The 20,544-nt window shown below is 72.9% G+C and carries 16 protein-coding genes; 3 read left to right on the top strand and 13 right to left on the bottom strand.

The genetic code is table 11. The annotated features are described in order from the left end of the window. Positions 1–216 precede the first annotated feature (216 nt). The 7 genes from EAO77_RS10945 to EAO77_RS10920 all read right to left on the bottom strand — a co-directional run bounded on the left by EAO77_RS10945 (position 217) and on the right by EAO77_RS10920 (position 8,335). Positions 217–1,269, bottom strand: a complete 1,053-nt coding sequence (locus tag EAO77_RS10945) for a BMP family protein (RefSeq protein ID WP_147987812.1) — start codon at positions 1,267–1,269, stop codon at positions 217–219. Between the two features lie 244 nt (positions 1,270–1,513). Beyond that, positions 1,514–2,788, bottom strand: coding sequence for an amidohydrolase (locus EAO77_RS10940; RefSeq protein WP_147989075.1), 1,275 nt, complete (start codon positions 2,786–2,788; stop codon positions 1,514–1,516). A 251-nt stretch (positions 2,789–3,039) separates the two neighbouring features. Continuing rightward, complete coding sequence (locus EAO77_RS10935) at positions 3,040–4,068, bottom strand: hypothetical protein (RefSeq protein ID WP_147987811.1); 1,029 nt, start codon at positions 4,066–4,068, stop codon at positions 3,040–3,042. Positions 4,069–4,755: 687 nt separating this feature from the next. Further along, positions 4,756–5,679, bottom strand: coding sequence for an N-acetylneuraminate synthase family protein (locus EAO77_RS10930; protein ID WP_147987810.1), 924 nt, complete (start codon positions 5,677–5,679; stop codon positions 4,756–4,758). A 12-nt stretch (positions 5,680–5,691) separates the two neighbouring features. Next, on the bottom strand, positions 5,692–6,903 hold the full coding sequence (locus EAO77_RS10925; RefSeq protein WP_147987809.1) for an acylneuraminate cytidylyltransferase: 1,212 nt from the start codon (positions 6,901–6,903) through the stop codon (positions 5,692–5,694). Beyond that, positions 6,900–7,022, bottom strand: coding sequence for a hypothetical protein (locus EAO77_RS39925; RefSeq protein WP_261993861.1), 123 nt, complete (start codon positions 7,020–7,022; stop codon positions 6,900–6,902). Before EAO77_RS39925 ends, EAO77_RS10925 begins: the two co-directional genes overlap by 4 nt. Beyond that, entirely contained in the window at positions 7,019–8,335 is a 1,317-nt protein-coding gene (locus EAO77_RS10920) for a DUF6716 putative glycosyltransferase (RefSeq protein WP_147987808.1), read from the bottom strand. Before EAO77_RS10920 ends, EAO77_RS39925 begins: the two co-directional genes overlap by 4 nt. Before the next feature lie 187 nt (positions 8,336–8,522). On the opposite strand from EAO77_RS10920, the gene EAO77_RS10915 reads away from it, so the two are divergent. Next, positions 8,523–9,506, top strand: a complete 984-nt coding sequence (locus tag EAO77_RS10915; protein ID WP_147987807.1) for a glycosyltransferase family 2 protein — start codon at positions 8,523–8,525, stop codon at positions 9,504–9,506. Further along, entirely contained in the window at positions 9,506–10,870 is a 1,365-nt protein-coding gene (locus tag EAO77_RS10910; protein ID WP_147987806.1) for a polysialyltransferase family glycosyltransferase, read from the top strand. Before EAO77_RS10915 ends, EAO77_RS10910 begins: the two co-directional genes overlap by 1 nt. A gap of 96 nt (positions 10,871–10,966) precedes the next feature. On the opposite strand, the gene leuE is transcribed toward EAO77_RS10910, so the two are convergent. Further along, positions 10,967–11,623 (bottom strand): leucine efflux protein LeuE, encoded by a 657-nt coding sequence (gene leuE / locus EAO77_RS10905; RefSeq protein WP_147987805.1) that lies wholly within the window; start codon positions 11,621–11,623, stop codon positions 10,967–10,969. A gap of 101 nt (positions 11,624–11,724) precedes the next feature. After that, positions 11,725–13,305 (bottom strand): methylmalonyl-CoA mutase, encoded by a 1,581-nt coding sequence (locus EAO77_RS10900; protein WP_147987804.1) that lies wholly within the window; start codon positions 13,303–13,305, stop codon positions 11,725–11,727. 178 nt (positions 13,306–13,483) lie between these two features. Between EAO77_RS10900 and EAO77_RS10895 the strand changes: the two genes are divergently transcribed. Beyond that, on the top strand, positions 13,484–14,368 hold the full coding sequence (locus EAO77_RS10895) for a L,D-transpeptidase family protein (protein WP_147987803.1): 885 nt from the start codon (positions 13,484–13,486) through the stop codon (positions 14,366–14,368). A 520-nt stretch (positions 14,369–14,888) separates the two neighbouring features. On the opposite strand, the gene EAO77_RS10890 is transcribed toward EAO77_RS10895, so the two are convergent. The 4 genes from EAO77_RS10890 to EAO77_RS10875 form a co-directional block, all read right to left on the bottom strand. Beyond that, entirely contained in the window at positions 14,889–15,914 is a 1,026-nt protein-coding gene (locus EAO77_RS10890; RefSeq protein ID WP_147987802.1) for a hypothetical protein, read from the bottom strand. Then, complete coding sequence (locus tag EAO77_RS10885; protein ID WP_147987801.1) at positions 15,914–16,657, bottom strand: RNA polymerase sigma factor; 744 nt, start codon at positions 16,655–16,657, stop codon at positions 15,914–15,916. The genes EAO77_RS10890 and EAO77_RS10885 overlap by 1 nt, the downstream gene beginning before the upstream one ends. 388 nt (positions 16,658–17,045) lie before the next feature. Further along, entirely contained in the window at positions 17,046–17,609 is a 564-nt protein-coding gene (locus tag EAO77_RS10880; protein WP_147987800.1) for a dihydrofolate reductase family protein, read from the bottom strand. A 130-nt stretch (positions 17,610–17,739) separates the two neighbouring features. Continuing rightward, on the bottom strand, positions 17,740–20,481 hold the full coding sequence (locus EAO77_RS10875) for a cellulose binding domain-containing protein (RefSeq protein ID WP_410088374.1): 2,742 nt from the start codon (positions 20,479–20,481) through the stop codon (positions 17,740–17,742). Positions 20,482–20,544: the final 63 nt, after the last annotated feature.

Below are 20,544 nucleotides of genomic sequence, written 5' to 3'. Positions count from 1 at the left end.
GCAGGAGGGCAGGGTGGCTCGGCGGGCAGGGGGCGGGGCGAAGTTATCGCGCCGGAGAGGTGTCTACGCGCGTAGCAATGCCGAATGACAGAAACCGGTGGCCAGAACTTCGGTCCGGGCCCGGTGGGCGGCGGTTGTCCGCCGCCCACCGGGCCCGGTTTCCGTACGGCCTCCGGATGACGCGAGGCGCTCCGGGGAGTCCGGTGCGAGACCGCCTTACGGCGCGGTCTTGACCTGGATCGTGCCGGCGATGATCTCTTCCTTGGCCTTGTCCACCGCGGTGATGACGTCGGTCATCGAGGTGAAGGCCGGGTTCGACTTGGCCAGCGCGACGCCGTCGTCCTCGAGGCCGTAGCGGATCTCACCGGTCTGCGGCTTGCCGTCCTGGACCGACTTGATCAGGTTGAACACGGCACCGGAGACGTTCTTGGTGACCGAGGTCAGGATCCGGTCCTTGTAGGCGGCCAGACCCTTCTGGTTGTACTGGTCCGAGTCGACGCCGATGGCCCACTTGCCCGCCTTGGCGGTGGCCTCGATGGCGCCCGCACCGGCGAGACCGGCGGCGGCGTAGATCACGTCGGCGCCCGCGTCGAGCTGGCCCTGCGCGGCGGCCTTGCCGAGGTCGGGCTTGGAGAAGCCACCGAAGTCCGGCGGCTGCGTCAGGTACTGGACCTTGACGTTGACGCCCGCCTTGGTGTCCTTGACGCCCTGGACGAAGCCGGCCTCGAACTTCTTGATCAGCGGGGTCTCGACACCGCCGATGAAGCCGACCGTGTTGGTCTTGGTCACCTTGGCGGCGGCGACGCCGGCCAGGTAGGAGCCCTGCTCCTCGTTGAACACCAGGTTGGCGATGTTCGGTCCGGTCTTCGACGTGTCGTCGACGATGCCGAAGGTGGTGTCCTTGAACTTCGGGGCGACCTCGGCGACCGCCGGCGCGTAGGCGAAGCCGACGCCGATCACCGGGTTGTTGTCGGCACGGGCGAGCGAGGTGAGGCGCTGGACCTTGTCGGGGTCGCCCTCGCCCTCGCTGGGCTCCGCCTCGGTGCCCTTGACGTCGAGTTCCTTCTCCGCCTTGACCAGACCGGCGTAGGCGGCGTCGTTGAACGACTGGTCGCCTCGCCCACCGATGTCATAGGCGATGGCGGCCTTGCCGCCGTTGTCGTCCGAGCTCGAAGAGCCGGACGACGAGTCGCTGCCACACGCGGTGACAGACAGTGCGAGAGCCGCGGACGCGATGCCCGCGGTGGCGATCCTGGTGATCCGGCGCACTGGGAGGCTCCTTAAAACCTGACCGAAAGCGCCACTTCCGGCGCTGGGTTCGCGGCGATCGTAACGCGCGTAGATGTCAGTTAAAGACCCGTTCATCAGTCGTTATCGGATCGTCGCGAACAAGCCACGCACCTTGCACGGCGTGCCACGTGCGGTCACCTCTCCGCCGCGCCCCGGCGTGTCGGGCGCGTCGCGGCGGCCGACGCCTCGGCGGGTCGCGGCGGAGAGGGCGCGCTCCCGGAGGTCAGTACCGCCTGCGGCCGTCGATCAGCGCGGCGGCCGTGAACAGCTCCACGCCCGCGGTGATGGCCTCCTCGTCGACGTCGAAGTCGCCGCGGTGCAGGTCGCGGGTCCTCGTGTCGCCCGGCGGGCGCACGCCGAGACGGGCCATCGCGCCCGGGACGTGCTCCAGGTACCAGGAGAAGTCCTCGCCGCCGAGGCTCTGTTCGGTGTCCTCGATCGCATACGGTCCGCGCCGCGCCGCGTGCGCGTCGCGCAGCAGCTCGGTGACGCCCGGGTCGTTGACGACCGGCGGGACGCCGCGGACGTAGTCGATCTGGGACTTGGCCCGGTGCAGGGTGGCGATCTCGTCGATCGCCGCGTGCACCAGGTCGGGCGCCTCGCGCCACGCCTCCAGGTCGAGGCAGCGCACGGTGCCGGACAGTTCGGCGTGCTGGGGGATGACGTTGGGGGCGTGTCCCGATTCGATGCGGCCCCAGGTGACCGAGAGACCCGAGCGGGCGTCGACCCGCCGCGCGAGCAGCGCCGGGACGTCGGTGGCGACCCGGGCGGCGGCGGTGACCATGTCCGTCGTCAGATGAGGACGCGCGGTGTGGCCCCCCGGGCCGTCGAGCGTGACCTCCAGGCGGTCGCAGGCAGAGGTGATCGGCCCGGCGCGCAGGCCGATGCGGCCGGCGTCGACCTTGGGGTCGCAGTGCACGGCGATGATCATGCCGACGCCGTCGAGGACGCCGTCGAGGATCCCGTCGGTCGCGCCGCCGGGCAGGACCTCCTCGGCCGGCTGGAAGATCAGCCGCACCGGCTGGGTCAGCAGGCCCCTGCGGTCGAGGTCGGCCAGCACGATCCCGGCGCCGAGCGCGGCGGTGGTGTGCACGTCGTGCCCGCAGGCGTGGGCCCGGTCGGGCACGGTGGACCGGTAGGGGACGCCGGTCTTGGTGTCCGGGATGGGCAGGGCGTCGATGTCGGCGCGGATCGCGAACAGCGGGCGGCCCTGGGCCTCGGGGGAACCGGTGCCGATGTCACAGACGAGTCCGGTGCCCATGGCGAGTACGCGCGGCTGCAGACCGGCCGCCTCCAGGCGCGCCTTGATGGCCGCCGTCGTACGGAATTCCTGGTTCCCGAGCTCGGGGTGCATGTGGAGGTCACGCCGGAAGGCGATGAGCTCCGAACGCAGCGGCTCGGTCAGCCTGCCGGGCACGGTGTCGTCGCCCGGCACGTCGCTCGTGCCGGGCAGCTCGTCTGCGCCGGGTCGTTCGGCTTCTTCGGACTCGCGGGACATCAACTGGTTCACCCAGTGAAGGTTATGCCCCCGAGCGGGTCGGCTGTCTTGCGATCAACAAAAGATCATCCTCATAGGCGAAGAAAGCGCTCACGCAGGGGCATGGTCGCGGTGGGTGATGGGTAAACTCAGTCCCTTTTTCCGGGGGTGGTGGTGCGGGGCCGTGGGTGCGGTCGCGGAGGCCCGATCCGGGTGCGGAGCCGGGCCGCAGGCCGTGGTGTGTTTCACGCCCCGGTTCACGCGCCGTCCCTTCAAGCGGGTGCGGCCAGCCGGTGCACGCCGCGTGCCGTGCCGGTGACGACGGCCAGGAAGCCCCGGGCCCGCGGCGAGGCGGTCTCCCTGAGCCATTCGGGTGCGATGTCGCACACCGCGACCGTGATCCCGGTGCCGGCGAGCGCGAGCGGCAGGGTGTGGACGACCGTCGACGGGAAGCTGAGGACGGACTCGCCGATCGGGCCGCGGCGGGCGATCAGCTCCAGCGGGAGGTCCGGCCGGACGATCTCCAGTCCCGTCACGGAGGCGAGCCGGTGCAGTTTGTCCGGGCTCTCCCTGCGGTGCGCGAAGTAACGGGTGGCCCCGTGGGTGCGGGCCAGTCCCTCGACGGCGTCGAGGTACTGCTCCGGGCCGACGACACCCGTCTCCACGAGCGAGGTGCCGACCATGTCGGCTCCCCGGGTGAGCAGGGGCGGCCCGAAGCGCGCACGGGTCCAGGCGTACTCGTTCGGGGTCACCTCGACACCGGGCGGCGGCTCGACCGGCATCGAGGTGAAGACCTCGACCGGGCGGCCGGGCGCCGGGGTGAGCCGCTTGCGGGCCGCGAACGTGACGGGCGCGAGCACCAGTTCGCGCGGCCCGCGCCGGCCGCCGCGCCGGTGCCAGCGCACCAGCTGCTCGCCCCGCGCGATCTGGGCGACGAACTCCATGGTGGCCGTGCCGTCGTCCACCACGGTCAGGTCCCGGCCGCCGACGAGCGTCAGCAGCAGCTGGACGTAGCGGGAGAACGGGTCGCCTATGACGATCCGCTCGGCCGTGCGCAGCATCGGCCCGAGCTCCCGGACCGTCCGCAGCGGCGCACCGGCACCGCCCCGCGCCTCCTGCCAGCGGACGGCGAACCCCTCGTCACGGGCGAGCTCCGCCATCCGCCGCAGCTGGCCGCGCGACATGGGGTCGGTGGGAGACAGGACGACCACGGTCAGCGAGTCGGCCGGGGTCCCCTCGGCGTAGGCCCACTCCAGGGTGTTCAGAAGCTGGACCGGGCTCTCGACGAAGGCGAGATTCACTGGGATTCACCTCGTGATTCCTGAGGGGGTGGGCGCCCTGGCGGGCGCGCGTCGGGCGGGGGGGTGGTGCGGTGCGCCCTGGCGGGTGCGGGGTCGCGCCTGGCGGCGCGGGATGGCGCGGTGCGCCCCGCGGCGCGTGGGGCCGGTGCACCCTGGCGGGTGCGGGGTCGCGCCTGGCGGCGCGGGTGGTGCGGTGCGCCCCGGGGGGCGGGTGGTGCGGTGCRCCCTGGCGGGTGCGGGGTCGCGCCTGGCGGCGCGGGTGGTGCGGTGCGGGTCGTTCCTGTGCCTGGCGGCACGGGGTGCGCCTCGCGGCGCGTGGGGCCGGTGCACTCTGGCGGGTGCGGTCGCGCCTCACGGCGGGAGTACGTGCGCCCCGGGGGGAGCGCAGGTCGGTGCGCCTGCCGCACGCGCAGTGGTGCCCCCGCTGGGGGCGGGGCTGCGCTCGGCGGCGCGGGTGGTGCGGTGCGCCTGGCGGCGCGGGGCGCGCCACGCGGCATGTGGTGCGATGCACCCTGGCGGGTGCGGGGCCGCAACCTGCGGCGGGGTCGTGCGGTGCGCCTGGCGGCACGGGGTGCGCCACGCCGTGCGTGGGGCCCGTGCGCTGCGTGCGGTGCGCCCTGGCGCGTGCGGCGCGCGGGTGTGCCCGGACGGGCGGGGGCCGGGTGACCGGCCCCCGGGGGGCCGGGGTCAGACGGTGGCCGGTTCGCGGTCGCCCGCCTCGGCGACGACGCCCGCGAAGCGGCGGAGCTTCTTCATCGGGCCGAGCTCGCTGTCGTAGACCTTCTTCACGCCGTCGCCGAGGGACTCCTCGACCACGCGGATGTCGCGCACCAGGCGGGCGAGGCCCTGGGGCTCGACCGAGGCGGCCTGGTCGGAGCCCCACATGGCACGGTCCAGGGTGATGTGGCGCTCGACGAACGTGGCGCCGAGGGCGACGGCGGCGAGGGTGGTCTGGAGGCCGGTCTCGTGGCCGGAGTAGCCGATCGGGACGTTGGGGTACTCGGCCTGGAGCGTGTTGATGACGCGCAGGTTGAGCTCCTCGGCCTTCGCCGGGTACGTCGAGGTGGCGTGGCAGAGCAGGATGTTCTCGCTGCCGAGGACCTCGACGGCGTGGCGGATCTGCTTCGGCGTCGACATGCCGGTGGAGAGGATGACGGTGCGCCCGGTCGCGCGCAGGGCGCGCAGCAGCTCGTCGTCGGTGAGGGACGCGGAGGCGACCTTGTGGGCGGGGACGTCGAACTTCTCCAGGAAGGCGACGGCCTCGGTGTCCCACGGGGAGGCGAACCAGTCGATGCCGCGGCGGCGGCAGTACTCGTCGATCGCGCGGTACTCGTCCTCGCCGAACTCGACCCGGTGGCGGTAGTCGATGTACGTCATCCGGCCCCACGGCGTGTCGCGCTCGATGTCCCACTGGTCGCGCGGGGTGCAGATCTCGGGGGTGCGCTTCTGGAACTTGACCGCGTCGCAGCCGGCGTCCGCGGCGGCGTCGATCAGCTTGAACGCGTTGTCCAGGTCACCGTTGTGGTTGATGCCGATCTCGCCGGTGATGTAGACGGGCCGGCCGGGGCCCGCGGTCTTGGTGCCGAAGGTGCGCAGACGGGTGGTGCTCATGGGGGTGTTTCCTTACTTCTCGGAGGAGGGGGACGTGCGGGCGGTCTCAGGGGTGTCGAGGTGCGGGCCGAGGAGCCAGGCGGCGATCTCGCGGATCGCGCCCTCGCCTCCGGGCGTGGCGGTGACGGCACGCGCGGCGGCCCGTACGGAGTCGTGCGCGCTCGCCACGGCCACGGGCCAGCCGGCGAGGTGGAAGCACGGGAGGTCGTTGACGTCGTTGCCGACGTAGAGCACCCGCTCGGGGGCGATGCCGCGTTCGTCGCACCACTGCTTCAGGGCGATGTCCTTGCGGTCGATGCCGTGCAGGACGGGGACCTGGAGCTTGCGGGCGCGGGCGGCGACGACGGGGTTCTGCTCGGTGGACAGGATCAGCAGTTCCAGCCCGGCCCCGCGCAGCCGTGCCACGCCGAGTCCGTCGCCGCGGTGCACGGCGACGATCTCGCGGCCGTCGGCGTCGATGAGGACGCGGTCGTCGGTCTGGGTGCCGTCGAAGTCGAGGACGACGGCGTCGACGTCCTCGTGGGTGGGCAGCGCGGCGGTGTCGAGCAGCGGCGCGAGCGCCCGGGCCCGGGCGAGGTCGTGCGGGTCGTCGACCTCCAGCACCCGGGCGGGGTCGGTGCGCACGAGCGCGGTGCGGCCGAAGAAGCGGTGACCCGCCTCCCGGAAGCCGGCCGCGTCCATCGCGTAGGCGGCTCCGGTCTCCAGGAAGTCCTGGGGGCGGTCCTGGCGGCGGGGCCGGAAGGACCGGTCGTGGTTGACGCCCTCCCCGGCGCCGTCCGCCGCGTCGTCCTCGCGCCAGACGAAGCCGTGGAACGGGGCGACGGTGACGGCGGTGTCGGCGCCGTCCTCGGCGACGGCGCGGGCCACGCCGTCGACGTCGTCGCGGGTCAGGAAGGGGCTGGTGCACTGGACGAGCAGGACGACGTCGACGGGGGTGCCGTGGACCGTCTCGTGGGTGTCCATGGCGTGGAGGACGGCCGACTCGCTGGTGGCGGTGTCGCCGGCGATGGCGGCGGGCCGCAGGACGACGTCGGCGCCCGCCGCGCGGGCGGCGGCGGCGATGTCGGCGTCGTCGGTGGAGACGGCGACGTGCGTCACCAGCGGGGCGTCGAGGCAGGCGCGCACGGCCCGGCCGACGAGCGGCACCCCGGCGACGGGTGCCAGGTTCTTGGCGGGGACGCCCTTCGAGCCGCCCCGGGCGGGGATCACGGCGAGTACGTTCATCGGGGCTCCAGTGCGGGGACGACGGGGACGGCGTGGACGACGGCGGTGCCGTGGGCGGCCGGGTGACGGACGCCGGCGGCCGGGACGGCGCGCGGGTGCGCGGGGCCGGCGGTCGTCACAGCTCGCCCATCCGCCGGATCACCGGGGCGACGCGCTGCACACCGTGGCGGTAGGCGCCGCGGGCTGCCTCGCGGACCGCCTCGCGCACCACGCGCCGGATGCCGGTGGGCGCGGCCGCGGGGGCGGTGCCCGGCAGCGGGGTGCCGTCGGGCGCGAGGTGGTGGCGGGCGAGGAGCGGCGGCAGGTAGCCGGGGGCGGTGGCCGGCGTGTAGTACGGGGCGAGGGGCGGCCGTTCGGCGGCGAGCAGCAGTTCGGCGACCCGGTGGCGGGCCTCGTCGAAGGCCCTCTCGTACGCCCCGTCGGCGGCGACGCCCTGGCGCGCGAGCCAGTCGGGGTCCGGGACGGGCCGGTGGCCGCCGTCGAGCCGGTCCCAGGAGGTGAGCAGGCCCGAGCCGAGGAAGTGGTGGTTGCCGAGCGGCTCGCGGACACCGAGGTCGGTGAGGACCGCGGTGGGGATCGACCGGTGCAGGGATTCGAGCGCGGCGGTCGAGGAGACGGTGACCAGCAGGTCGGTGCGGTCCAGGACCTCGCCCATGTTCCCGTACACCAGGCGGAAGTTGGGCGGCAGGCCGCCGGGCAGCTTCTGCGCCAGCTTCTGGTAGGGCAGTTCCTCCAGGTGCGTGGTGTGCTCACCCGGCCGGGAGCGGAGCTTGAGCAGCACCTCGCGGCCCGGGTGGAGCCGGGCGTGCTCGACGAGCCGGCGCAGCAGGTAGGTGCGGTCGGCGCGGCTGTCCGGCACGGAGGGCTGGGCGGCGAACACGACGGTGTCGCGGCCCTCCTCGGGGCTGTGGGGCGCCCCGCCGAGGAAGGGCAGCGCGGCCTCGGTGACGGCGGCGGGGTCGGCACCGACCCCGCGGTAGACCGCGCGGAAGCGCTCGGCGTCGTGGCGGGAGTTGGCGAGGACGACATCGGCGCCGTGCCGCAGCAGCAGTCCGTCGGAGAGCTTCTCGTAGACGACGCCGACGTATCCGGTGACGACGACGGGCCGGCGGGCGAGGCCGAGGGCGGCGAGGCCGTGGAGCATCGCCTGCACGCCTCCGCCGACGAGGGCGAGGACGACGATGTCGTAGGAGCCGTCCGCGATCTCGCGCAGGAATCCGTTCCCGGTCACCTCGCGCAGGTCGTCGGCGGCGACGCCGACCTCGGCGAGCTGGCGCGGGGTGGGGGTGGCGCGGCCGCGCAGCAGGAAACCGCTCAGCTCCACGGAGGTGCTGGGGGTGATCCGGCGTGCGGTCAGCGCACCCCATTTCCACCGGGTGTCGGAGTCGGCGAGTACGGCTGCCCGTACGGCCTCGTTGGTACGTGTTGGCACGTCGAGGACGCTAGGAAGGCATGTGGTTTCACGGCCCAACTCGACTGCAACAGCGGGTTAACAGCGCACCTACGAACGGGGGAAAGGACCGGGTGCCGGACCGGTTAAGGGCCCCGACGCCCAGCGTTCACCTGCCATACCGCTGTGCGTCAGCGCGAATGACGAGCCGCCGCCTAGCGTCGTGCGGGTGGTCAAGCTCTCCGTCATCGTGCCGTTCTTCAACGTGCAGACATACGCCCCCGACACACTCAGAAGCCTGCGGGCGAATGCCCGGGAGGACTTCGAGTTCCTTTTCGTCGACGACTGCTCGACGGACGGGACGCCTCAGATCCTGGAACGGGCCGAGCGGCAGATTCCGGGGGCGCGGCTCATCCGGCACGAAAGGAACGGGGGGCTGGCCACCGCGCGCAACACCGGTCTGGACGCGGCCCGCGGCGAGTACATCGCCTTCCTCGACGGCGACGACTGGCTGGCGCCGGGTCACTTCGAGGGGCTGCTGGCCCCGTTGGAGGAGCTGGGCTGCGACTTCGTGCGCACCGATCATGTGCAGTGCACCGCGCGGGCGCGCAGTGTGCACCGGGTGCCGGTGGGCCCGCGCGGGGAGGTGCTGCGGCCGCGGGACTGGATCCTGCCGGCGGACCGTTCGACGGGCGTCGACTATCCGTTCGCATGGGCCGGGATGTACCACCGCAGGCTGGCCGACCAGGGGCTGCTGCATTTCACGCACGGACTGCGCACCGCGGAGGACCGGCCGTGGATCTGGCGGCTGCACCGGGACGCCGAGTCCTTCGCGGTGATCAGCCGGCTGGGAATCTTCTACCGGCGTGGTGTCGCCTCCTCCCTGACGCAGATCGGCGACATCCGCCAGCTCGATTTCATCCGTGCTTTCGATCAGGTCCTCGACGAGACGGCGGCGGACCGGGACGCGGAGAAACTGCTTCCGAAGGCGGTCCGCACCTATTGCGCCGTCATTTCCCATCATCTGGGCTCCATCGAACGGTTCGAACCGCAGGTGGCACGGAAACTGCGCGCCATGAGCGCCGCGGCGCTGCGGCGGATGCCGCAGGCGGTGCTCGACGACGCGCTCGCCTCCATGGACGTCGAGCGCGCTTCCCGGCTGCGCCGGCTGCGTCGCCGTCCCGCCCCGATGAGCGTGGAGGCGGCGGCCTGATGCCCACCACCCAGATCTTCTTCGCCTCCTCCCTCTACGGCGCCGCCACGGTCGCCGCCGCGCTCGACAGCGGCTGCTTCGCCGCCGCGGACCGGCGGCTGCTGCTCGTCAGCAACAACGCGGCCACGCCCGAGACCACGCCGGCGCTGGACGAGATGCCCGGCTTCGAGCGGCTGCGCGACCGCTTCGACGGGGTGATCTCGTGGAACGGGGCCATCGCGCCGTTCCATCCGGGCGGCTGGTCGCCGCGTCCCGACGACGTCCCGCTGTGGGAGAGGTACCTGCGCGGGCTGTGGGACCTGGGCGACGACCGGGTCGAACTGGCCGTGGAGTCGGTGCAGGTGGTTCCGGCGCTCGCGGTCGCCCAGCTCTTCCCGGACGCGGCCCTGTGCGTGTACGCGGACGGGCTGATGAGCTACGGCCCCACCCGCAACAAGATCGATCCGCTGGTGGGCGAGCGGGTGCGCCGGCTGCTCCACCTGGACCTGGTGCCGGGGCTGCGGCCCCTGCTGCTGGCGGAGTTCGGCGCCGTGCCGGAGGTCGTGCCCACCGAAGCGTTCGTCAAGGTGGTCGCCGAGCTGTCCGACGCGGTCCCGGACGCGGTGCCGGGGGTGGCGGCGGGTACCGCGCCCGGTGAGCCGGGCGGCCCGGCGGGTGCCGGGGACGGGCCGGCGGTGATCCTCGGCCAGTACCTGGCCGCGCTCGACATCATCACGCGCGACGAGGAGGAGCAGCTGCATGTGCGGATGCTGCGCGGGGTGGCCTCCCACGGACACCGCCGGGTGGTCTTCAAGCCGCACCCCACGGCCCCGGCCTCCTGGAACCGCACCCTGGAGGAGGAGGCGCGGGAGCTGGGCGTCGAACTGACGGTGGTGGAGCGGCCGCTGCTCGCGGAGGTGCTCTACCGGCAGCTGCGTCCGTCGCTGGTGGCGGGGTGTTTCTCCACCGGGCTGTTCACGGCCGCCGCCTTCCACGGGATCCCGGTCGCCCGGCTGGGCACGGAGCCGCTGCTCGACCGGCTCACGCCCTACCAGAACAGCAACCGCGTCCCGCTGACCGTCGTCGACGCCCTGGTGCCGGACCTGGAGACCGGGACGCCCGTCGTGCCGGGTCCGCCGGACGCGTATCTGACGGGTCTGCTGGAGGCGGTCGGTTTCGCGATGCAGCCGCAGATCCGTCCGGACCTGCGGCCGGCGGCCGAGCGTTTCCTGGCCGCTTCGCTGAACTCCCGCACGCTGCGCTACTTCAAGCGCCGCCGGCTGACCGTGCTCGGCCTGCCGGGAGGGCTCCCGGTGCCGCGCAACGAGGCGGTGCGGCGGGTGGTGCGGCGTGCGCGGCATCTCAAGCGGGCGGTGCTGCGGTGAGTGCGGTCCGCGGGTGAGGCTGACGGCACCGGGCCGGCGGGTGGACCCGCCGGCCCGGTGCCGTGCCGCCGCCCCGCGCCTTCGCGGGGCGTCGTCTCACGCGCTGCTGAGCGACAGCTTCACCGCGAAGCCGAGGAAGAGCGCACCCGCGGCCGATGTCGCGCCCGCCGACAGCCTCCTGCGGCGCCGGAAGGCGGCGGCGAGGCGGGTGCCGCTGAAGATCAGCGTGGTCAGGTAGAGGAAGCTGCCCAGCTGGAGCAGCCCGCCGAGGACGACGAACGAGAGCGCCGGGTAGGCGTAGGCCGGGTCGACGAACTGCACGAAGAAGGAGATCAGGAAGAGGATCGCCTTCGGGTTGAAGAGGCTGATGATCAGGGCGCGGCGGTAGGGGTTCTCCGCGGGGCCCGCGGGCTGTCCGGTGTCGCCCGCCTCGGCCCGCGCCTCGCCGCGGGAGCGCCACATGCTCCGGGCGGCGCGCAGCATGCCGATCGCCATCCAGGTCAGATAGCCCGCGCCCGCGTACTTCACGATCATGAAGAGCACCGGCGTGGTCTGGAGCAGCGAGGCCGCGCCGAGTGCGGCCAGGGTCATCAGGACCGTGTCGCCGGTGAAGACACCGGCGGCCGCCTTGTATCCGGTGCGTGTGCCCTTACGGGCGGCGACGGAGAGCACGTAGAGCGAGTTCGGCCCCGGCAGCAGAATGATGAGGACGAGGCCGACGAGGTAGGTCGGCAGATCGGTGACACCCAGCATGAGCGGGAGTGTCGCACAGGGATTCGAGCGCCTGCACAGCCGTCTCACTTCCGGAGGCTTCCGCTCCGATTCCTCCCGGGCCGGTGCGCCGGACCGGTCCGTCAGTACGCGTCCGTGGGCACGTAGCTCCCCCACACCTCGCGCAGGGCACCGCACACCTCGCCGACGGTGGCCCGCGCCCGCAGTGCCTCCTTCATCGGGGGCAGGACGTTGTCCGTGCCGGCGGCCGCCTCCTTCAGGGCGGTCAGCGCCCGCTCCACCGCCCGCCCGTCGCGGTCCGCGCGCAGCCGGGCGAGGCGTTCGGCCTGCTGGGCCTCGATGGCGGGATCGACGCGCAGGGGCTCGTAGGGCTCCTCGGTGTCGAGGGCGAAGCGGTTGACGCCGACGACCACCCGCTCCCCCGCGTCCGTCTCCCGGGCGATCCGGTAGGCGTTGCGTTCGATCTCCTCCTTCTGGAAGCCCCGCTCGATGGCGGCCACCGCCCCGCCCATGTCCTCCACCCGCCGCATCAGCGCCAGCGCCGCCGCCTCCACGTCGTCGGTCATCGCCTCCACCACGTACGAGCCGGCGAACGGGTCCACCGTGGCCGTCACGTCCGTCTCGTACGCCAGCACCTGTTGCGTGCGCAGCGCGAGCCGGGCCGACTTGTCCGTCGGCAGCGCGATGGCCTCGTCGAAGGAGTTGGTGTGCAGCGACTGGGTGCCGCCGAGCACCGCCGCGAGCCCCTGCACCGCGACCCGCACCAGGTTCACCTCCGGCTGCTGCGCCGTGAGCTGCACCCCGGCGGTCTGGGTGTGGAAGCGCAGCATCCACGACTTCGGGTCCCGAGCGCCGAACTCGTCCCGCATCACCCGTGCCCAGATCCGCCGGGCCGCGCGGAACTTCGCCACCTCCTCCAGCAGCGTCGTGCGCGCCACGAAGAAGAAGGACAGCCGGGGCGCGAAGTCGTCGACGTCCATGCCCGCGGCCACGGCGGTGCGCACGTACTCGATGCCGTCCGCGAGCGTGAAGGCGATCTCCTGCACGGGCGAGGCTCCGGCCTCCGCCATGTGGTAGCCCGAGATGGAGATCGTGTTCCACTTCGGCATCCCGGTCCGGCAGTAGCGGAAGATGTCCGCGACCAGCCGCAGCGACGGCTTGGGCGGGAAGATGTACGTCCCCCGGGCGATGTACTCCTTGAGCACGTCGTTCTGGACGGTGCCGGTCAGCTTCGCCGCCGGCACGCCCTGCTCCTCCGCCACCAGCTGGTACATCAGCAGCAGCAGCGCCGCCGGGGCGTTGATCGTCATCGACGTCGACACCCGGTCCAGCGGGATCCCGTCGAACAGCACCCGCATGTCGTCGACCGAGTCGACCGCCACCCCGACCTTGCCCACCTCGCCGTGCGCGATCGGCGCGTCGGAGTCGTGGCCCATCTGCGTCGGAAGGTCGAAGGCCACGGAGAGGCCCGTCGTGCCGTGGGCGATGAGCTCCTTGTAGCGGGCGTTGGACTCCACCGCCGTGCCGAACCCCGCGTACTGCCGCATCGTCCAGGGCCGGCCGGTGTACATCGTGGGGTACACGCCGCGGGTGAACGGGAAGGCGCCCGGCTCGCCCAGCTGTGCGGCCTGGTCCCGTCCGGCCGCGGTGTCCGGCCCGTAGACCGGCTCGATCGGCAGCCCCGACTCGGACTCACGTGTCATCCGCCTGTGCCTCCGCGATCAGCCGACGGCCGCTCCGTGACGCCCGTGTCACAGACCGGGGACGTCGCGTCGTGTCGTTCTCGTCCCCCAACTGTTACCCCCATGATGCTCGGGACCGTGCAACCCGGCCGTTGCAAAATCTGTCTCTTCAGGCACAGGACCAAAAAGGGGGACGATCATGCTCAGGAAGAACATCGCGGTCAGAACGCTGGCGGCGGCCGCCGCGCTCACCGTGGCCGCGGTGACCGCCGGCTGTACGGCGCAGGCGGCGACCGACGCCGGCACGGACGCCAAGCCGAGCGCCGCGCCCACGACCTCGCAGCCCGGGCCGGAGGCGTCGCCGTCGGAGCCGGCCGAGCCGTCGGAATCCGCCTCGCCGTCGGAGTCGGCGTCGCCCTCGCCGTCCGCGTCCTCCTCCGCCCCGCCCGCGAAGGTGCTCATGGCGCCCGGCGCGAAGGGCGAGCAGGTGAAGGAGCTCCAGGCGCGGCTGGCGCAGATCGGCTGGTTCGACGACAAGCCGACGGGCTCGTACGGACCGGTCACCACCACGGCGGTCAAGGGCTTCCAGGGCAAGCGGCAGCTGCCCGCGACCGGCAGCACGGACGAGGTGACCTGGCAGAAGCTGCTGGGCATGACGACGAAGCCGACGCGTGCGGAGCTCGACGGCAAGGACGTCGAGAAGCCGAAGGCGAAGCTCGACCCGCGGTGCATGGAAGGCCGCGTGATGTGCATCAGCAAGACCACGCGCACGCTGTCGTGGATGATCGACGGCAAGGTGCTGTCGACGATGGACGTCCGGTTCGGCTCGCAGTACACGCCGACCCGTGAGGGCGAGTTCAAGGTCGGCTGGAAGTCCCGCGACCACGTGTCGACGATCTACGACACTCCCATGCCGTACGCGATGTTCTTCAGCGGCGGCCAGGCGGTCCACTACTCCTCCGACTTCGCGGCCCGCGGCTACAACGGCGCGTCGCACGGCTGTGTGAACGTCCGGGACAAGGCCGCCGTCGCGGCCCTCTTCGACCAGGTGCGCACCGGCGACAAGGTCGTCATCTACTGGTGAGCCGCCGACGGGCGGGCACGGCGTGGTGGTCCGCGCGCCGTGCCCGCCCGTCGTCCGTCCGCCGGGCGGCGGGGCGGACGGCGGGCGGCGGGGCGGGTAGCCGCACGGGCTGACGCACGGGTCGCGCAGAAACGATCCGACCTGTAAATCCGCCGGGGACACGCGGGCCGTCACGGCAGGTGTGACGTTTTCCGGTCGACTGGCGCAGTATGAAGTGCCGACTGGTCATCGGCCGCGCGAAGAGCCGGGGTTCCCCCCGTACCTGCGGCTCAGCGCACCCGGCGCGGGCGGGACACGTTCCCCCGGTCCCGCCCGCGCCCTTTCTCCCGTCTCCGGGTTCCCCGCCCGCACCCCTGCGGCGCACACCCGCGCGCACGTCCGCCCGGCGCACACCCGCACTCGGCCGCCCGGCGCAGGCCGTGCCGGGGCGTGGAACGGCGCGATGCCCGGCACGACAGGGCGCGACCGGGGAGGGACGGGGACGCCGGAACGCCGGAACGCCGAGGCGAGTGCCCAGGGATCAGAGCAGGGGCGCGGTCACGGCCGACGCCAGGGCCCGCACGGAGTCCACCGGACGGGAGGGGACGGCCTCGGGCGCGGGGCGGAAGGACACGGGCGGGACGAGACCGCTGCCGTCCTTCCCCGAGCCGCTTCTGGAGTCCCCGCCACCGGAACCACGGTCGCCGTCGCCGGACGAGCCGTCGCCGCCCTGGCCGCCGTCGCCCCAGCCGTCTCCGGACGAGCCGGCGGCGAGCACCCGGTCGCAGAACTTCTTCACCCCGTCGGGCCCGTCGGCCAGTTCCTCCAGCCGCTTGCGGCGCTCGGCGTCGATCCGGCCGCTGCGGTACGCCTGGCACGTCTCGACGATCCTGCGCCGTACGTCGGTTTCCTTGCCGGGGGACGAACCGGGCGTCGTGGGGCCGGTGTCCTCGTCACGGCCCGGTCCCTCGGGAGTGGCGGGGGCGGTGCCGTCACCGGGCGAGCCCTGCGTGGGTCCGCCGCTCGCCGCGGGCGGGGACGGCGGCGGGCCGACCGGGGCCGGGGGCAGCGAGAACCCGTCGCCGCGCTGCCCGTCCGGGCTCTTCGTCTCCAGCGGGCCGGGTGTCGCGGCCGACGTCACGGAGGACGCGGGCGCCGGGGTGCGGTCACGGTGGAACGGGGTGGGCAGCACGCCGGTGCCCGCCGCGACCGCGACGCCGCCGAGCGCACAGCCCGCGAGCGCCGCCGCGATCCCGAACCGGAGCGGGCGGCCGAAGCGCAGTCCGCGGGCGGGTGCGTGGTCGCGGGTGACGGTCATGGTGCCGAGCGAGGCGCCCGCCGGATCCGCCGTGTCGGCCCTCGCCTTGCGGAAGGCCGCCAGGGCGGCCGCCTCGCCGGGCAGTTCGCCGTCGTCGGCGCGGTGGCGGTACGCGGCCGCGCCGCGGAGTGCGGCGCTCAGCCGGGCCGCCTGCGCACGGGCGTGCTCGTCGGCGGCCCCGACAGGTTCGCCACGCAGCAGCTGTTCCGCCGCGTCCCTGTCAAGCCACTCGTAGCGCTCGTCCGCCATCACATGTCCTTCTGCGTCCGCGTACGCGAATGCGTCACACCGGCGGAGGTGGGGGCTCCGGTGCTGCGGGCGCGTTGTGGGGGGAGTCCGTTGAGGTCGCCGGCCTGCTGTTCACCGCCGTCACCGGCCGGCGGGCCGTCCACGAGCCGGGGTTCCGGGGGGCCGGGCGGGGTCACCGGCACCGGCGCGCCGTGCGCGCTCTCCAGCAGCTCGGCGAGCCGCTTGAGTCCCCGGTGGGCGGCGGTGCGTACGGCGCCGGGCCGCTTGCCGAGGGTCTGCGCCGCGCTCTTGGCGTCCAGACCGACGACCACGCGGAGCACGACGGCCTCGGCCTGGTCCTGCGGGAGCTGGGCTATCAGCGCCATGGTGCTGCCGGTACTGATGGACTCCATCGCCTCGGCGACGGTGTCCGAGTCGGAGGGCTTCCCGGTCAGTTCGGTCTCGTCGCCGCCGACGGCCGGTCGGCGGCCGCGCATCCGTATGTGGTCCAGCGCGCGGTTGCGGGCGATCCGGGCGGCCCAGCCGCGGAAGCGGTCGGCGTCGCCGCTGAAGCGGTCCAGGTCCCGGGATATCTGGAGCCATGCCTCGGAGGCGACGTCCTCGGCGTCCGCATCGCCGACGAGGGTGCGTACATAGCCGATCAGCCGCGGGTGCACGGCGCGGTACACAGTACGGAAGGCGTCCTCGTCCCCGTCCTGAGCCGCGAGCACCGCGGTGGTCAGCTCCGCGTCGTCCCCCAGCACTACCTCATACCTGTCTGCATCACAGCTGGTCACCACTGCCGCGCCACCCTGCGCGAACCAGCACGCTACGGCCTTTTCCGGGTGCGCGTCCATGCCTAGTACAACCGGCAACAACCTAACAACGCGGTGCGGTGTGACAGAAAACGCATGCACGGCGCTGAGAGGAGTACGGGGTGCCACTGTCACCCCGTCCGAACGACGACCGGGGCCTCTCCTGTGGGGGGTGGCGGCCCCGGTCGTCCTTCATGATCGCCACGACGAGTGTGGTCACGAAGGTGCGGATGTGCGGGGTGCTGCGGCGAACCGTAGGCAATCCGTGATGCTTTCGAGACGCCCGGCCCCGTGCGCCGGGCGTCCGGTGGGCCCGGCAGGGCCTTCGCGACACGTCCTACCGCACCACGCGGTGGCGCAAGTACACGACCCTGGAGTTGAAGGTGCGGGTCTCGAGGAGTTCGAGATCCACCCGGCGCTCGCTCCGGGGGAAGAACGGGATGCCGCCGCCGATCAGCACCGGGTAGACCATGGCCCGGTACTCGTCGATCAGCCCCGCCTCGGCCGCCTCGGCGGCGAGGGTCGCGCCCCCGATCGCGATCTCGCCCTCACCCGGCTCGGCCCGCAACCGCTCGATCTCCTCCGCCACGCCGCCGGAGGCAAGCCGGGCACGGCCCTCCACCTCCCGGAGCGTCCTGGAGAACACCACCTTGGGGAGCGCCTTCCAGAGCGCGGTCCATTCGCGCTCGGGGGCGCCGAGCGAGGGGTCCCGGTCGGCGGTCTCCCAGTACAGCATCGTCTCGTACAGCCGTCGGCCCATCAGGTGGACGCCGACCGACCGGATGTCGTCGATCCACCAGCGGAAGACGTCCGCGTCGGGCCCCGACCAGTCCAAGCCGCCGTCCGGGCCGGCGATGCAGCCGTCGAGCGAGACGTTCATCGAATAGGTCACGCTGCGCATCGCGGGTCCTCCTCGGTGGCGGGTCCGGCGGCCGGACCGCCGGCCCTGGCGGCCTTCCCCGACAGTCTGACGGGCCGCCGCGCCGAAGCGCGGCGGCCCGCCGGTACCGCTGCCGGTGCTCCCGATCCGGTCAGCCGGTGGTGCAGCCCTTGCCGCCGAGGGTGAAGGCCGCCGGGGCGCCGTTGGCGCCCGACCAGCTTCCGGTGAAGCCGAAGCTCGCCGTCCCCCCGGGTGCCACGCCGCCGTTCCAGGCCGCGTTGGAGACGGTGACCTCGGTGCCGCTCTGCTGGTGTGCCGCGTTCCAGATCTGGGTGATCCTCTGGCCCTGCGGGAACGACCACGACAGCTGCCAGCCGCTGAGGGCCGTGGTGCCCTTGTTGGTGAGGGTGACGTCCGCCTGGAAGCCGCCCGACCACTGGTTGGTGATCTTGTAGGTCACCGCGCAGACGGCGGTCGGGTCGGTGGGATCGGTCGGGTCCGTCGGGTCCGTCGGGTCCGTCGGGTCGGTGCCGCTGTCGGAGGACTCGCCGTAGATGATGCCCCGGCCGTTGGTCGCGATGTAGACGCGCCCGAAGACCCGCGGGTCACCGGTGATCGCCGCGCCCGTCCAGCCCCACTGGTGGGCGTCGTCGTTGATGCGGATCCAGCTCGCGCCCTTGTCGGTGGAGCGGAAGATGCCGCGCTCGCCGTCGATCCGGGCGCTGATGAAGAGGGTCTGGTACGAGGCGCCCGCGGCCGCCTTCCCGAAACCGACGGCGTCCGCCTCCTGGACGCCGGTGACCTTGGTGAAGGTGGTGCCCGAGTCGGTGGAGTGCCACAGCCCGTAGGTGCCGTTCTCCTTGCCGCCGGCGAGCCAGATGTCGCCCTCGATGCCCGGGACGGCCTTGAAGCGGACGTTCCCCTCGGCCGGGAGGCCGGTCGCCCTGGCGGTGAAGGTCGCGCCGCCGTCCGTGGAGACGTAGAAGGTGCCGGCCTTGAAGCCGTAGAACTTCCGCGGGTTCTTGCGGTCCGACTCGACGATCGCGTCCGCCGGGATGCCGGTGGACGCCGTCCAGGAGGTGCCGAAGCCGGTGGTGCGGTGCACGCCCGTGCCGGCCGGGCTCCACACGAAGGCGCTGCCGTCGGCAGCGGCGGCCACCGTGCCGCCACCGGTCACGCCGGAGGGCTGGGAGCCCTGGAACCAGTTGGCACCGTTGTCCGTGGAGAAGCCGATGTTCTGGGTGGTGTCGCCGTGGCCGACCCGCACCACGGTGTTCGGGCTCGCCTCCGCGAAGTCGAGGCTGGTGGTGCCGCTCATGTTCGGGGTGCGGAACATCATCGACGGCACGGCGTCGAGGCTGGTGTGGCGGAAGCCGCCGAGGTCGAGCATGCCGCTGAGCAGCGGGGCACCGGAGGGCGGGCTCGCCAGGTCGTTGACGGCCGTCTCCTCCAGCCCCTTGATCATGGGCTCGATGGCGAAGGTGCCGCCGGTGTCCCAGGTCGTGAGGTTCTCGGTGCCGTAGATCGTGGCGCCGGTCCCGTACATCATCCGGTCGGAGTCGAACGGGTCGATCTCCAGCGCCTCCGTCATCCAGCCGAGCTTCGGCGCGGTCTCCGGCGGGGACGGGTTGCCGCCCCAGGTCAGCCACGGCACCGAGGAGACGTCCTGGGTGTAGTGGTTGACCCGGTTCGGGTAGCCGTTGTACTCCCACGCCTGCTTCCAGGTCGCGCCGCTGTCGGTGGACCGGAAGATCTGCGTGTCCGGGAACCAGGAGCTGTAGGCGGTGGCCATCAGGGTGCCCGGCTTCTGCCGGTCGACGCTCAGTCCGCTGAAGCCGTAGTACGTGTCGGCCTCGGCGACCGGGCTGACGTCGGTCCACACGCCGGTCGCGGTGGTGTAGCGGTAGACGCGGCCCTTGCCGCCGTCGTACGGGCCGCCGGTGTCGCTGAGGGTCACGAACAGCTGGCCGGTCCCGGAGTCCAGGACGCCCTTGTGGGCGAGGTACCCCGTCGGCTGCCCGGCGACGCGGGACCAGGTGGCGCCGCCGTCCGTCGAGCGGTAGACGGCGTTCTCCTTGTCGGCGACGCCGACGTAGATGTCCTTGGTGACACTGCCGGCGGCCGAGGAGCGCTCGTCGAAGGTGACCCAGACGACGCCCTGGATGTCGTTGCCGTAGCCGCTGGTGTCGGACGGATCCTGCGCGTAGTCGCCCGGGTTGGGGAAGGACGTCACCTCGGACCAGGTGACGCCCGAGTCGGTGGAGCGCCACAGGCCGTGGCCGCTGGGCGCGCCGAAGTAGAGGACGGAGTTCTTGTTCGGGTCGACCGCGAGGCGTTCGCCCATGCCGCGGCCGGGCATGTTGCCGCCCAGCTTGAAGGGGAGCTGGGTGGCCTGCCAGGTCGCGCCGCGGTCCGCGGAGCGCAGGATCGCGCCGTTGGTCGGGTCCCAGTCGTTGGTGTACGTGCCGACCGCGGCGTACACCTTGGCGGGCTGCACGGGGTCGGAGGCGATGCTGGCGACGCCGGTCCAGCCCCAGCGGTCCCAGTCGACCCAGTCCAGCAGCGGCTTCCACTGCTTGCCGGACTCGTCCCAGCGGTAGGCCCCGCCGATGTCGGTGCGGGCGTAGGCGAGGTTCTTCTCGGTCCGGTTGAAGACGATGCCGGGCACGAAGCCGCCGCCGTCGATCCGGACGTTCTTCCAGGTGTAGGAGGGGTCGGCTGCGGCCGCCTTCGGCGACGACACATCGGATGCCTCGACGGTCTCGACCGTCTTCGGGGCGGCGGGCGGGTGCGGCGCGGGGCGCGCCGCGGAGGCGGGGCCGGCGGTGAACAGCCCCGCCGTCATGGTGAGGGCCGCCACCAGGACGGCGGCTGGTCTGGCGCGTAGGCGCACGGAAGAGTCCTCTCCGAGCGGGACCGCCAACGGAGGCGGTGTGCGGGTGACTTGGAGATGGGA

Origin of the sequence: Streptomyces sp. T39 (assembly GCF_008042045.1) — a bacterium.
Taxonomy (GTDB): Bacteria; Actinomycetota; Actinomycetes; order Streptomycetales; family Streptomycetaceae; genus Streptomyces.
Note: the sequence above shows the minus strand (reverse complement) of the source record. Positions and strands in the feature narration are given on the sequence as shown.

What these genes read in the sequence shown, in the direction of transcription:
- EAO77_RS10940 (WP_147989075.1), bottom strand. Translation starts at nt 2,788, where the DNA reads ATGTCCCGCGAGTCCGAAGAAGCCGAACGACCCGGCGCAGACGAGCTG.
- EAO77_RS10930 (WP_147987810.1), bottom strand. Translation starts at nt 5,679, where the DNA reads ATGAGCACCACCCGTCTGCGCACCTTCGGCACCAAGACCGCGGGCCCC.
- EAO77_RS10925 (WP_147987809.1), bottom strand. Translation starts at nt 6,903, where the DNA reads ATGAACGTACTCGCCGTGATCCCCGCCCGGGGCGGCTCGAAGGGCGTC.
- EAO77_RS10910 (WP_147987806.1), top strand. Translation starts at nt 9,506, where the DNA reads ATGCCCACCACCCAGATCTTCTTCGCCTCCTCCCTCTACGGCGCCGCC.
- leuE (WP_147987805.1), bottom strand. Translation starts at nt 11,623, where the DNA reads ATGCTGGGTGTCACCGATCTGCCGACCTACCTCGTCGGCCTCGTCCTC.
- EAO77_RS10900 (WP_147987804.1), bottom strand. Translation starts at nt 13,305, where the DNA reads ATGACACGTGAGTCCGAGTCGGGGCTGCCGATCGAGCCGGTCTACGGG.
- EAO77_RS10895 (WP_147987803.1), top strand. Translation starts at nt 13,484, where the DNA reads ATGCTCAGGAAGAACATCGCGGTCAGAACGCTGGCGGCGGCCGCCGCG.
- EAO77_RS10890 (WP_147987802.1), bottom strand. Translation starts at nt 15,914, where the DNA reads ATGGCGGACGAGCGCTACGAGTGGCTTGACAGGGACGCGGCGGAACAG.
- EAO77_RS10880 (WP_147987800.1), bottom strand. Translation starts at nt 17,609, where the DNA reads ATGCGCAGCGTGACCTATTCGATGAACGTCTCGCTCGACGGCTGCATC.